16 protein-coding genes are annotated in these 12,378 nt (G+C 68.7%); 8 read left to right on the top strand and 8 right to left on the bottom strand.

What is annotated here, in order from left to right; genetic code table 11:
* Both SD37_RS08865 and SD37_RS08860 read right to left on the bottom strand, forming a co-directional pair.
* Positions 1 to 1,137 carry an FAD-dependent oxidoreductase gene (locus SD37_RS08865; protein ID WP_044852642.1) on the bottom strand — a complete coding sequence of 379 codons (1,137 nt, stop codon included), beginning with the start codon at positions 1,135 to 1,137 and terminating at the stop codon, positions 1 to 3.
* Positions 1,138 to 1,254: 117 nt separating this feature from the next.
* Entirely contained in the window at positions 1,255 to 1,626 is a 372-nt protein-coding gene (locus tag SD37_RS08860; RefSeq protein WP_044852641.1) for a VOC family protein, read from the bottom strand.
* Positions 1,627 to 1,683: 57 nt separating this feature from the next.
* On the opposite strand from SD37_RS08860, the gene SD37_RS08855 reads away from it, so the two are divergent.
* Positions 1,684 to 2,139: a MarR family winged helix-turn-helix transcriptional regulator gene (locus SD37_RS08855; protein WP_044852640.1), complete on the top strand. Its 456-nt coding sequence runs from the start codon at positions 1,684 to 1,686 to the stop codon at positions 2,137 to 2,139.
* Positions 2,140 to 2,149: 10 nt separating this feature from the next.
* Here SD37_RS08855 and SD37_RS08850 read toward each other — a convergent pair whose 3' ends face one another.
* Positions 2,150 to 2,584 carry a hypothetical protein gene (locus SD37_RS08850; RefSeq protein WP_044852639.1) on the bottom strand — a complete coding sequence of 145 codons (435 nt, stop codon included), beginning with the start codon at positions 2,582 to 2,584 and terminating at the stop codon, positions 2,150 to 2,152.
* Between the two features lie 128 nt (positions 2,585 to 2,712).
* On the opposite strand from SD37_RS08850, the gene SD37_RS08845 reads away from it, so the two are divergent.
* On the top strand, positions 2,713 to 3,174 hold the full coding sequence (locus SD37_RS08845; protein WP_236725298.1) for a nuclear transport factor 2 family protein: 462 nt from the start codon (positions 2,713 to 2,715) through the stop codon (positions 3,172 to 3,174).
* Positions 3,152 to 3,808, top strand: a complete 657-nt coding sequence (gene lexA, locus SD37_RS08840; RefSeq protein ID WP_044852637.1) for a transcriptional repressor LexA — start codon at positions 3,152 to 3,154, stop codon at positions 3,806 to 3,808. The genes SD37_RS08845 and lexA overlap by 23 nt, the downstream gene beginning before the upstream one ends.
* 10 nt (positions 3,809 to 3,818) lie before the next feature.
* On the opposite strand, the gene SD37_RS08835 is transcribed toward lexA, so the two are convergent.
* Entirely contained in the window at positions 3,819 to 4,166 is a 348-nt protein-coding gene (locus SD37_RS08835; RefSeq protein WP_044852636.1) for a DoxX family protein, read from the bottom strand.
* A 135-nt stretch (positions 4,167 to 4,301) separates the two neighbouring features.
* Between SD37_RS08835 and SD37_RS08830 the strand changes: the two genes are divergently transcribed.
* Genes SD37_RS08830 through SD37_RS08810 form a run of 5 tightly spaced genes read left to right on the top strand, consistent with a single transcriptional unit; the run spans position 4,302 to position 8,332 of the window.
* The gene (locus tag SD37_RS08830; protein ID WP_044852635.1) at positions 4,302 to 4,931 is read left to right on the top strand and encodes a TetR/AcrR family transcriptional regulator; all 630 of its coding nucleotides are present in this window, start codon (positions 4,302 to 4,304) and stop codon (positions 4,929 to 4,931) included.
* Positions 4,912 to 5,568 carry an enoyl-CoA hydratase/isomerase family protein gene (locus tag SD37_RS08825; RefSeq protein ID WP_044852634.1) on the top strand — a complete coding sequence of 219 codons (657 nt, stop codon included), beginning with the start codon at positions 4,912 to 4,914 and terminating at the stop codon, positions 5,566 to 5,568. The genes SD37_RS08830 and SD37_RS08825 overlap by 20 nt, the downstream gene beginning before the upstream one ends.
* Before the next feature lie 17 nt (positions 5,569 to 5,585).
* The gene (locus SD37_RS08820; protein WP_044852633.1) at positions 5,586 to 6,614 is read left to right on the top strand and encodes a sigma-70 family RNA polymerase sigma factor; all 1,029 of its coding nucleotides are present in this window, start codon (positions 5,586 to 5,588) and stop codon (positions 6,612 to 6,614) included.
* Positions 6,615 to 6,672: 58 nt separating this feature from the next.
* A complete protein-coding gene (locus SD37_RS08815; protein ID WP_083255257.1) occupies positions 6,673 to 7,524 on the top strand; it encodes a DUF4436 family protein in 852 nt (283 codons plus the stop codon).
* A gap of 13 nt (positions 7,525 to 7,537) precedes the next feature.
* The gene (locus SD37_RS08810) at positions 7,538 to 8,332 is read left to right on the top strand and encodes an alpha/beta hydrolase (protein WP_044852631.1); all 795 of its coding nucleotides are present in this window, start codon (positions 7,538 to 7,540) and stop codon (positions 8,330 to 8,332) included.
* Between the two features lie 5 nt (positions 8,333 to 8,337).
* On the opposite strand, the gene SD37_RS08805 is transcribed toward SD37_RS08810, so the two are convergent.
* From SD37_RS08805 to SD37_RS08790, 4 genes are all read right to left on the bottom strand, one after another.
* The gene (locus tag SD37_RS08805; protein WP_174567827.1) at positions 8,338 to 9,324 is read right to left on the bottom strand and encodes an acyl-CoA desaturase; all 987 of its coding nucleotides are present in this window, start codon (positions 9,322 to 9,324) and stop codon (positions 8,338 to 8,340) included.
* Between the two features lie 459 nt (positions 9,325 to 9,783).
* Entirely contained in the window at positions 9,784 to 10,641 is an 858-nt protein-coding gene (locus SD37_RS08800; RefSeq protein ID WP_044852630.1) for a nitroreductase/quinone reductase family protein, read from the bottom strand.
* Between the two features lie 340 nt (positions 10,642 to 10,981).
* Positions 10,982 to 11,872 carry an aminoglycoside phosphotransferase family protein gene (locus SD37_RS08795; RefSeq protein WP_044852829.1) on the bottom strand — a complete coding sequence of 297 codons (891 nt, stop codon included), beginning with the start codon at positions 11,870 to 11,872 and terminating at the stop codon, positions 10,982 to 10,984.
* 55 nt (positions 11,873 to 11,927) lie between these two features.
* On the bottom strand, positions 11,928 to 12,362 hold the full coding sequence (locus SD37_RS08790) for an acyl-CoA thioesterase (RefSeq protein WP_044852629.1): 435 nt from the start codon (positions 12,360 to 12,362) through the stop codon (positions 11,928 to 11,930).
* Positions 12,363 to 12,378 lie beyond the last annotated feature (16 nt).

Below are 12,378 nucleotides of genomic sequence, written 5' to 3'. Positions count from 1 at the left end.
TCAGGACTTCCGCTGCGCGTTCTCGAACATGGCGAGCAGCCGCTCGGGGACTTCGTCGCCGAAGATGCTTTCGATCAGGAAGTCCTCCTGGACGGGCGTTTCACTGCGGACGAACATGGCCAGTTCGTACTCGGCCAGTGCGGCCTCGACGTCGTCGGGACGTGCGGCGAGGGCTTTGCCGAGTTCGGCGCCGTCGAGCATCGCCAGGTTGGCGCCCTCCCCGTTGGCCAGCGCGAGATGGGCGGCGTCGCCGAGCAGGGTCACGCCGGGAACGCGCTCCCACCGGCATCCGGACGGCAGGGCGAAGGCGGGGCGGTGGATCGGCGCGCCGTCGCTTTCGGTGATCAGCGCGGTCAGCTCCGGTGTCCAGCCGTCGAACTCCGCCGCGATCCGCGCCTTGGCCGCCTCGGCATCGGCGAAGTCGATGTCGTCGAACCAGTCCAGCGGCTTGGTGAGTTCCACGTACGCGTGCAGGGTGTCACCGCTTTCGCGGTGGGCGTTGATGCTCTGGCCCGCCGTGGTCCCGGCGCCGAACATCGATCCGCCGCCGACCGTCTTCGCCACGGCGGTGTGCCGCGTGTCGGCTTCGTACAGGTAGGTCTCGATGATCGACGTGCCGCTGTACTCGGGGACCGCGTCGGTGAGCAACGGCCGGACCCGCGACCACGCGCCGTCCGCGCCGACCAGGAGCCCGGTGACCACGGTGCCGCCGTCGGCGAAGGTCACCTCGTGGCGGCCGTCGCCGAGCGTCCGGGCGCCGACGACCTTGTGTCCCCAGCGGACGGTGCCTTCGGGGAGCGAATCGAGCAGCATCCGCCGCAGATCGCCGCGCTGAGCTTCGGGACGGCCGCCCGTGCCGTCGTCGCCTCGCTCGAACAGGACGCTGCCGTCGAAGTCCAAGACCCGCAGTGCCTGGCGGCCTTCGAGGATGATGCCGCGGAACTCGTCCATCAGTCCCGCCGCCTCGATGGCGAGCTGGCCGTTGTAGTCGTGGATGTCCAGCATCCCGCCCTGCAGCCGCGAGGTGGGCGACGCTTCCGTCTCGTAGACCTCGGACGGGATGCCGTGGACGTGCAGGACGCGGGCCAGCGTGAGGCCGCCGAGACCGGCGCCGATGATCGTGACAGGGGTGTGCATGGTGGCTCCTCGGTCAGTACTGGAATGACATTCCAGAGACTGCCGACGGCCACTGGCAGACAGCGCACACGACGCTGGCACCGGTCTGGCACGCCCTGTCAGCCGAAGAACTCCGAGTCAGGCCTTGTCGTGCACGGTGACCACATAGCCGTCCGGGTCCGAGAAGGCGAACGTGCGGCCGAACGGCCCGTCGAACGGTTCGGTGAGGATGGTGACGCCTGCCGCGACCAGCCGGTCGTGCACCGCCTGCGCGTCGTCGGCGTGGAGCCAGAGCGCGACTCCCGCCCCCGGCCCTGGCGAGAGGGCGTCGAGATCCATCCCCGGCATGGGTTCCCGCACCGCGAACGGGATCGTCTCGGTGCCGAACACCACCGCGTGCGGCGGCGCGACGGGCAGTCTCCGCAAGCCGAGCTGCGTCTCGTAGAACGCGGCCGCGCGGTCGAGGTCGCGTACCTGCAGCGAAAGGAAATCGGGTCCGGCCACGGTCATGTCGTCCTCCATCAATGTCAGCGTGTTGACATCAACAACGTATGTCATGATGCTGACATGAGTCAAGACGAGACGGTCGGCCCACTGGACCAGGCGGTGGGGTACATGCTGAAACGAGCGGCGACGGCGCTGCGCGTGGCCATGGAGACCGCCTTGCGCCCGCTCGATCTCACCGTGCCGCAGTACTCCTGCCTCGAAGTGCTCTCGCAACGACCGGGGCTGAGCAACGCGGAACTGGCGCGAGCCGTCTTCGTCACCCGGCAGTCGATGAACCTGGTGCTGCGCGGTTTGCAGGACCGCGGCCTGGTCACCCGTCCGGCGACAGCGCCCCAGGGCCGCGCCCTGCCCAGCACGCTCACCCCCGCCGGGCAAGCCCAGCTCCGCACCGCCAGTGGCCTCGTGCGAGCGGTCCAGAACCGGATGCTCGAACCGTTTTCGGCGGGCGAGCGAGACAGGCTGCTGCACGATCTCATCGCCTGCGCCGACGCGCTCTCACCTCCGGACGCCGAGTGACCGGTGTGGCTCAGGACCTCGGACTCACCAGCGTCTCCGGTTTGAACGCGTAAACGTCGGCGCCCTGGACGAGGACATGCCATTCACCGCAGACCTTGTCCGTCCGGCTTTCCTGGCCCTTCGGCCACCAATGGGCGACCAGCGTGGCCGCCTGCGTCGCGGCGGGGCCCGGTGCGCAGACGGCGGGCAGGTTCCCGCCGGTGAACCGCAGGAGCCGCTCCGAACCCGTGGTCCGGATGACCTCGGTGATCGACGCCGCCTCGTCCGGCACCCACTCCGGCAGCCGGGCGTCCTTGTCCCGCTTGCCTTCCGCGCCGGTCGTGTAGCCGACGGTCTTGACGTGACCGTTCGCCTTTTCGGTCAGGCCCTCTTTGAGTCCGCATCCGGTCAGCGCGACCGTCGCCGTCGCGGCGGCGAGTATCGCCGCGGTGCTCTTCGTGTTCATAGGATCGAGTCAAGCGGGTGCGAGCGGCCGGGGGATCGGTCTTTCGGTTCCCGCCGGGCGGCCATCCGGCCGATCTTCACGGCGGATAACCGCCAGTGTTCGCGGCCGCCTTACCCGAAAGTGTGATCGTGACCCGAACAAGTGATGCCCTGTCCGTCCTCAAAGGCATGTACGCGGCGGAAGCCGGTTACTTCGCCGCGGGCGGCCCCGGCAAGTCGTCCTTCGCCCCGCTCGCCCCGTTCTTCTCCCCCGATGTGGTGCTGCGTCAGGCGGACGGCCTGCCGTACGCCGGAACTTGGCGCGGCCACGAGGGAATGGAGCGATTCTTCCTCGCCATGAGCGACACCTGGGAGGTGTTCGACATGGTGGAGCAGAGCTTCCTGAGCGACAACAGCCCACTGGTCGTCCTGACCCACGTCCACGTCCGGGCCAGGGCGACCGGCCGCGAACTGGACTTCCCGATCCTGCAGACGATCACCGTCGAAGACGGGCGCATCACCGAGGTGTGGCCGTTCTACTGGGACACCGCGGCGATCGCGGCGGCCTGCACGAACTACCATTCCGCGGATGACCGCCTACCACGATCTTGACCTGTTCGAGGAAGCCGCTTCCCTGCCGGAGCGGCAGCAGAAGATCCTGCTGACCATCCGGGAATGGGTGGTCGAGCACGGGTACTCGCCGAGCACGCGCGAGATCGGCGAAGCGGTCGGCCTGCGGTCGACGTCCACGGTGTCGAAGCATCTGGCCGCCTTGGAGGAGAAGGGTTTTCTCCGCCGCAGCAGTTCGATCTCCCGCCCCATCGACGTACGCGCGTTCTTGCACGGCACCACGTCGCGGGAATCCACAGAGGACTCCGTGCCGGTCCCGGTCGTCGGTGACATCGCCGCGGGAACGCCGATCTCGGCCGTCGAGCACGTCGACGACGTGATGACCCTTCCGCGGGAACTCACCGGCCGGGGCAACGTCTTCGGACTGCGGGTGCGCGGTGATTCGATGATCGACGCGGCGATCTGCGACGGCGACATCGTCGTGGTGAAACAACAGCAGGAGGCGCATTCCGGCCAGATCGTCGCCGCGATGATCGACGAGGAGGCCACGGTCAAGGTGTACCGCCGCCGCGACGGCCATGTGTACCTCGAACCGCGCAACCCCGCCTACGACGTCATCGACGGGGATCGCGCGGCCGTACTGGGTGTCGTGGTCTCGGTGCTTCGCAGCGTCTGAGGCTTCCACCTCAGGCGGCGAATCCGAGCACCAGCGACGCGGCCACCGGGGCCATGTACATCAGCGGGAACGCGACGTGCGAAGGCCAGTGCGCGCGGAGCACGGTGATCACGGCGCCGGCGAAGTACAGCACCAGGCCGATCCCGGCCGCGACCCCGATCGCGGGCACCCACAGGCCGACGACCAGGCCGAGCGCGCCCGCGGCCTTCGCGACGCCGAGCCGGTTCCACCATGCCCGCGGGACGCTGTAGTCGGCCAGCGGCTGCACGACCCACTTGGCGCGGAAGAAGATCGAGGCGGCCGAGAAGGCGGCCATGAACGCTCCGACGAGGGTGACGATGACGTAAGCGGTGGACATTTCGTTTTCTCCCTTGGTTTCCGGTGCTTCGTCGGGTTGACCCCCGCCCCCGGAACGATGTGACAGCGCGGCGCGTGAACCAGGTCACATCCCGGCGGGCAGGTTTTGGAGCAAGTGCTCTGTTACTGTCGCCCCATGGCCCGCCCCCGTGTGCACGATCTGGACCGGCTGCTCGACGCCGCCGAGCGGCTCGTCGTCGAGGTCGGCGCCCCCAGGGTCACCGTCCGGTCTCTCGCGGCCGCGGCGGGCGTCCCCAACGGCACGATCTACCACGCCTTCGGCTCCCTCGGCGCACTGCTGGCCCGCGTCTGGCTCCGCGCGGCGGGCGGCTTCCTCGACCTCCAGACCGAACTGGTGGACGATGCGGAAGATCCCGTCTCGGCGGTCGTGGCCGCCGCGGGCGCACCGGCCGAGTTCGCCGACCGGAGGCCGGAAGCGGCTCGGCTGCTCCTCACCGTCAAGAAGGAGGACCTGCTCGGCCCGCAGGTCCCCGACGATCTCGCCGGTGCACTCCTGGCTCTCGACAAACGCCTGGTCGCGCTCCTGATCAGGCTCGCCGAGGGGCTGTGGGACCGACGGGACGCCCAGGCCGTCGAGGTACTCACCACCTGCGTGGTCGACCTGCCGACGGCCCTGTTCCGCCGCGCGTTCACCGCGGGTGAACCGATCTCCGAAGACTCGCGTGCCCGGCTCGCCGCCGCGGTCCGCGCCGTACTCCTGCTCCCACCCCGAAAGGACCGCGCTGATGCCCGCGCTGCGCACTGAAGCCCCGGTGTTCGTACTCGACCTCGGCGACGACGAGAACCGCTTCTCGCCGTCGTGGCTGGAGACCGCGCACTCCCTGCTGGACACCGTCGTCGCACATCCGGACCCGGCGGTGCTGGTCACGACGGGCTCCGGGAAGTTCTATTCGAACGGGCTCGACCTCGAATGGCTCACCGCCCACAGTGACCAGGCCGGGAAATACGTCGCCGACGTCCACGAACTGCTGGCCCGCGTGCTGACCCTCGGCGTGCACACGGTCGCCGCGATCAACGGGCACGCGTTCGGCGCCGGGGCGATGCTGGCGATGGCGCACGACTTCCGGGTGATGCGCGCCGATCGCGGGTACTTCTGCTTCCCCGAGGCGGACATCAACATCCCGTTCACACCGGGGATGGCCGCGCTGATCCAGGGCAAGCTCACCCCGGCCGCCGCGGTCGCTTCGATGACCACGGGACGCCGTTTCGGCGGCACGGACGCGCGCGATCTCGGGCTCGTGGACGCCGTCGCCGAGGAATCCGCCCTGCTCGAGTACGCCGCCGACGTGGTCCGTCCGCTCGCCGGCAAGGACCGCGGCACCCTCACCGCGATCAAGACGACGATGTTCACCCCGGCCGTGACAGCACTTCGCTCCGAGTAAGGGCACAATCATCGATTGTGAGCGAAGATATTTTGCGCGCCGAGGATCCGGACGTCGCCGAAGCCCGCAACGGGGACGACGCGGCGTTCAACCGCCTGGTAGAGCCGCTGCGCCGCGAGTTGCACGCCCACTGTTACCGCATGCTCGGCTCGACCCACGACGCCGACGACGCCCTGCAGGACGCCCTCCTGCGGGCCTGGCGGGGACTGGAACGGTTCGAGGGCCGCAGCTCGATGCGCACCTGGCTCTACACGGTCGCCACCCGCACCTGCCTCGACACCGCCGCCGCGCGCGGCAAGCGCGCCCTGCCGATGGACCTCGGCCCGTCGAGTGAACGCGCCATGCTCGAACACGCCCCGGTGACCGAGGTCGCGTGGCTCGGCCCGTACCCCGACGGGGCGCTCGGCCGCGGCCCGGCCGGCCCTGACACCCGGTACGAGCAGCGCGAGGCCGTCGAACTGGCCTTCGTCGCCGCGCTGCAGCACCTGCCCGGCAACCAGCGGGCCGCGCTCCTGCTCTTCGACGTCCTCGGCTTCACCGCCGCCGAAATCGCGTCCACAATGGACACCTCGGTCGCGGCGGTGAACAGCGCGCTGCAGCGCGCGCGGGCGATCGTGGCCGAGAAGGTGCCCTCGCCCAGTCAGCAGCAGACGCTGCGGAAACTCGAAGACGCCAGGGTCCGCGAGATCGCCGCGGACTTCGCCTCCGCGCTGGACCGCGGCGACGCCGACGCGCTCGTGGCGTTGCTGACCGAGGACGTCACCTGGTCCATGCCGCCGCTCACGCATTGGTACCGCGGCATCGAGGCCGTCGCCGACTTCGCCGTCGAGGTCCCGATCGGCCGGTGCCCGAGCTGGCGCAACGAGATCATCACCGCCAACGGCCAGCCCGCCGTCGCCTGTTACGTCGGCGAGTCGGCCGACGCCACGCACCGGGCCTGGTCGATCAACGTGCTCTCCCTCCGGGACGAGCGGATCTGCGAGATCACCTCGTTCCTCGACTCGGCCCTCTTCCCGGCGTTCGACCTCCCGCTGACGAAACCCTGATCACTCCTCAGCATGACAACGGCGGCCGGACCGGGCCCGAACTGCCACGATGGCCGCCATGCTGAAGATCGATCCGGTGGTCAAGGCCGTCGCCACCGTGCTGGCCGTGGTGATCGCCGCCGGGCTCGGCCTGTGGTTGCACGCCGCCGACCGGACCGACGGCGACACCGGGCACTGGGCAGGCTCGCGCGCCCCGGACCGGATCGAGGTCAACGCGTCCGTGCTCAGGGTGGACGCCGCCGCACGAGAAGCGGTACTGCGCGTACTGGTCGTCCCGGTGGGCAGGTTCGGCGAGGACGACGGCGTCGCCCCGGCGGGCGAACTGCGGCTGCTGAACTCCTCCAGCCTCCGCGGCGACCACGTCTTCCCCGCGCATCAGCGGATCTCCAGCCTCGATCTCCCGATCGCGCTGACCGGCGGAGCCGTCACCGACTACCCCTTCGACGGCTACGAGGCGCGGATCGAGTTCGCCGCACTCCACAACGGGGAATCCGCCCCGGTGCTGTTCACACTGGACAAAGTGGACAGTCTGTTCTCGTTCTCCGTCAAGGATTACCGCGCCTGGAACGCACAAGGCGGACTCGACGTCCGGTTCGCCCGCTCCACCAGCGTGCTGGTCTTCGCCGTCTTCATGATGATCACCATGTGGGGACTGGCCATCGCGGTGTTCTTCGGCACGCGGCATCTGATCACGCGACGGCGTGGCCTGGTCTGGCCGTCGTTCGGGTTCATGGCCGCGACGCTGTTCGCGCTCGCCGGATTCCGCAATCTCGCCCCGGGTTCACCACCGATCGGCTCACTGCTGGACTACACGGCCTTCCTGTGGGCGGAGGTCGTCATCGCGCTTTGCGTGGTCGTGGCGGTGGTGACCGGCGCGGTCACCGAAAACGGCAAACCGGACGCCGGATGAGCATGATGGAGGGATGCGCGCGAAGGTGTTGATCAGGCTGGCGGTGGCCGTCACCATCGTCGGTGTGGTCTTCGGTGGCGTGTTCGCCTTCCAGCGCAAGCTGATCTACCTGCCGACCGGCGGTCCACTGCCCGCCGCGGCCGGCGTCCTGCCCGGCGGCCGGGACGTCACACTCACCACGTCGGACGGGTTGAACCTCGCGAGCTGGTACTTCCCCGCCCCGGGCGCGAAGGCGGCCGTGCTCGTCGCGCCGGGCAACGCCGGGAACCGGTCGTTCCGCGCACCGCTCGCCCGCGCGCTTACCGGGCGCGGGCTTTCGGTGCTGCTCCTGGACTATCGCGGCTACGGCGGCAACCCCGGCGAACCCTCCGAAGAGGGGCTGGCGCTGGACGTCCGCGCCGCACGGGACTTCCTGGCGCGCGAGGCCGGGACGCCGTTGGTGTACTTCGGCGAAAGTCTCGGTTCGGCGGTCGTCACCGAACTCGCCACCGAACATCCACCGTCCGCGCTCGTCCTGCGCTCGCCGTTCACCGACCTCGCGGCGGTCGGGCAGCGGCACTACCCGTTCCTGCCGGTCCGATGGCTGCTGCGGGACGAGTTCCCGACCCGGGACACCGTCGCGCGCGTGAAGTCGCCGGTCACCGTCGTCTACGGCGCCGCGGACTCGATCGTCCCGGCCGGGCAGAGCCGCGAAGTGGCGAAAGCGGCCGGCGCCAGGGTGGTCGAAATCCCCGGCGCCGACCACAACGACCTGGTGCTCTCCGAGGGGCCGGAGCTGGTCGACGCCATCGTGGGGGCGGTCCGCTGACTGGCTCAGGCCCGCCGAGCGCTCCGCCGCAGTGACAAGGAGTGACCGGGGTTGAGCTTGCGGCCGAGGCGGTCGGCCTTCGGCCAGCGGACGTCGGTCGCCCAGCCCGCCTTCTCGAACAGCCAGATCAGCCGCGCGGAGATGTCGAGCTGTCCGCGACGGACGCCGTGCCGGGCGCCGGTGGGGTCGGCGTGGTGGGAGTTGTGCCAGGACTCGCCCATCGAGGCGATGGCGAGCGGCCAGAAGTTCGCGGATTTGTCCCGGGCGGCGAACGGGCGGTCACCGATCAGGTGACAAAGCGAATTCACCGACCAGGTGACGTGGTGCAGCAGCGCCACGCGGACCAGGCTCGCCCAGAAGAACGCGGTGACCGCACCCCACCACGACAGCGTGATCACGCCGCCGAGCACGGCGGGCGCGAGCAGCGTCACGACGGTGAGCAGCGGGAACAGGCGATCGATACGGACGATGTCGCGGTCCGCGAGCAGATCCGGGGCGAAGCGCTGCGCGTTGGTCTTCTCGCGATCGAACAGCCAGCCCATATGGGCGTGCCAGAAGCCGCGGGCCAGCGCCGCCGGACTGGTGCCGAAGCGCCATGGGGAGTGCGGGTCGCCCTCACGGTCGGCGAAGGCGTGGTGGCGCCGGTGGTCGGCCACCCAGCCGATGACCGGCCCCTGCATGGCCATGCTGCCGGTGACCGCGAGCGCGATCCGCAGGCCGCGGTTGGCCTTGAAGGCGCCGTGGGTGAAGTAGCGGTGGAAGCCGATGGTCACGCCGAGGCCGGTCAGGAAGTAGAAACCGGCGGCGAGGCCGAGGTCCACCCAGCCGAGCCCCCAGCCCCACGCGAAGGGGACCGAGGCGGCCAGTGCCAGCAGGGGCACCACCGCGAACAGCTTGACGAGGAAGTTTTCGGTGTTGGACTGCTCCCCGGACAACAGGGGCTGTGGCGCCTGCCTCTCGTCGCTGTCCGGGGTACTTAGAACTGAAGTCATTTCGTCGCTTCTTGTCGATTGCCGGGACTGTTACCGGCTGTGTCAGCCGGTGTCACGGCGCGACGCACGGAAGGCGACGCCCGCGACGAATTCTGCGCGAGCGTGCTTGGTCAACACGACACCCAAAACGTTGGACTCGTCTGGTCAACGAACGACGTCGGCCGAAGGTTCCGGTGTGGGATAAGAGGGTTCGCGAAAAAGATCCAGGTATCGCTCGCCCTGAGGGGTGGCTTGGTCGTGTCGCTCGACCTGAGTGTCGAGCGGGTGGCTGAACAGCGCACTGTCCATGCTGTGAGTTTTGACGGTGAAACCTTTCGAATGGGGACCGCTCATCCGCGGTCTTCGGCGAGGCCGGGGGCGAATTCCGCCCGTCTCGTGCCGGATCGGCGTCACGCTGCGAGCGGCGCCGACTCCCAGGGTACACGCCCCGGGGCCGAAACCCCAGGGCGTCACCTCCGATCAGCCCTTCGAGGGCACCGTCACGTTGAGTGCGGTGACGATGGCTTCCTCCTCCGCGGCGAAATGCGCTTCGAGCGTGCTCGCGAGCGCGTCGAAGTCGTCGCGCAAGCGGACAGGGTCACTCTCGCCGTGAACGTACCCCTCGACGAGGTCACGGATCCGCTTCTGCAGCGTCGCGACGACGACGTGGTCTTCGCCGAGCTTCGTCAACGTTGGCGCGAGCACCGGAAACCGTTGCGCCAGCATCGGAAACGCGCCCATGTCCTCGCCGGTATGGTGTTCGGTCAGTGCCTCGCAGAACGAAACACAGTGCGCTCGCAGGGTTTTCCCCATACTGAGCGAATCCGTGCGTCCGGCGACGACGTCGTCGATCCCGGTGCGCAGCGTCTTGAGTTCCCCGCGCAGCCACTCGTGGACCTCCACCACGAAGTCCCCCATCCCCCGCACCCGGTCGTCGATCCGGTGCAGGATCACGACGGGCAGTTCCCTCGACGTTTTCGCCTGGTACTCGGCGAATCCCGGTTCCGCGGCGACGACCTTCGCGAACAACGCGGCACGCTCCTGCGCGGCTGGAACGGCCGCGATCGCCTCGTAGGTCTCGGTTCCCGTCTCGACCGTGACCCGGTGGTCGCGCCGGATGTTGTGGTACCAGCCAGGATGCTTCGGTGCCCCCATGTTCGAAGCGACGACGACGGTCACGCCGTCGATTTCGAGGTATGCCAACGGATTCGTGCGGCGTTCGCCGCTCTTGGCGCCGACGGTGGTGAGCAGGATCAGCTCCTGCCCCTCGAACATCCCGCCGAGCTTTCCCTTGTGCTGCCTGAATTCCTTGATCACCTGATCGTTGAAGCCGGTCAATGCGGTCCTTTCCCGTCGACGTGTCGACAGGAGGGCGGCACCGCCACCGTGAGAAGGGCACGACGACAGGAACCCACTGGTACGCAGGGGTTTTCGAGCACACCGCATGGAGGCGTCTTCCCACCGCGAAGGGATGGGGAATACGAGAGACGGTGTGTGCCGATCTCCGGGTGGCTGAGTAGCCGCTACCTCCATGCGTAGGCCCATACGGGGCTCGAAGACGACGCTAGCACAAGGTCGGCTGCTCGCGCACCTGCCCGACGAGGCCCGGACCACGAGGCATTCCTTAGGTCGTGGCCAGCGAAAACAGCCCTCAGGTGGTATGCCCCGAGTGGGGCTTTCAGCCAGCCTCTTCCAGCACCGCCCGGATCACGTGCCGTGCGTTGTCCGCCATCGTGGGGTTGGTCTTCCGGTAGTACGGCAAGGCGATCAGCGCTTGCGAAAGCGTCCTTCCGCGGCCGCGGCTCCAGGTCGCGTCGTCCACGCGCAACGCGTCGCGGAAGACGTTCCGCTCCTCGGCGGGCAGCAGATTCCATGCCGGAAACAGGTCACAGGCCGGATCACCCACCCCAAGGCAGCCGAAGTCGATCACCGCGGAAAGCCTGCCGTCGTCCACCAGGAGGTTGCCCGGCATCAGATCGGCGTGCAACCACACCGGTGGCCCGTCCCGGTCCGAGGCTCGCAAAGCCTTCTCCCAGAGGGCGGCGATGGCGTCGCAGTCGACGTTCTCCTCCTGAATCACGCGTAACCGCTCGATGGCCGCCCGAGTCGCCGCGTCGAGCGTCACGAGCGGCCCGCCGCGATAGGCCCGTGGTGCCCCCGGCAAGGTGATCCTTCGCATCGCGTTCACGAACTCCGCCAGGTCCTCGGCCAGTAGGCGGGGCCGGCTCAGCGCCCCCGCGCGAGGGTTCTCCCCCGGCAACCAGCGGTACACCGACCACCGCCATGGGTAGCCCTCGGCCGCATGCCCCTCCCCGACCACTTCGGGAATGGAGGTGGGCAACAGAGACGCGATACGGGGCAACCACTCCTGCTCCAGCGCCACGTCCTCGGCACCGCTCTTCCCGAGCGGCAGCCTCACGACGAGGTCGTCACCCAGCCGGAACATGGCATTGACCGTGCCTCCGGACGGCCACCGTTCGATCGGCAGCCCGTCCCAGTGGGGGAACTGTGCCGCGATCAACCTCCGGACGAGATGCTCGTCGACGGGATTCGTCTGTCCAGCGTGCACGAGAACCATCTGACCGCCGGAAGCACTCCTCGTCAAACGTTTTCTTGTTCTCCGATCAGGAACTCCGTGCCAAGCCAAGGATTTCCGGCCGAACCGCGTACTTTCGCCAATGCCGTCCCGGGTCTGGGATCAAGCGCCGATGTTCGAGATCCAGCAACCCGGAGAGACTTTCCACCTCGGCCACCACGACACCGTCCGGCGTGAGGAAGTCCTGGACGACCCGTGACACCTTGCCCGGCTCCCAGTCGAATCGGGTCAGGACGTCGATCCGCGCCCGGGCGCGCAGCTCGCGGCGGAACCGGATCGTCGTTTCGAGGTTGACCGGGCCGAGGTTCCCGGCCTTGAGCGCCAGCGGATCCACCCCGGCCGCCCATACGCATTCCCAGCGCGCGTGATCCGCGTATGCGAGATAGGCGGGGCCGCGCACGTGACCGTTGATGTCGAGATCGTCCGTGCGGATGTCGATGGTGACGCGGAAAGGTTCAGCCACCGCACGATCTTCGCCG

The sequence above is a fragment of the Amycolatopsis orientalis genome (assembly GCF_000943515.2).
In the GTDB taxonomy this organism is placed as follows: Bacteria; Actinomycetota; Actinomycetes; order Mycobacteriales; family Pseudonocardiaceae; genus Amycolatopsis; species Amycolatopsis orientalis.
The sequence above is the reverse complement of the archived record's forward strand: the minus strand, read 5'-3'. Positions and strand labels throughout refer to the sequence as shown.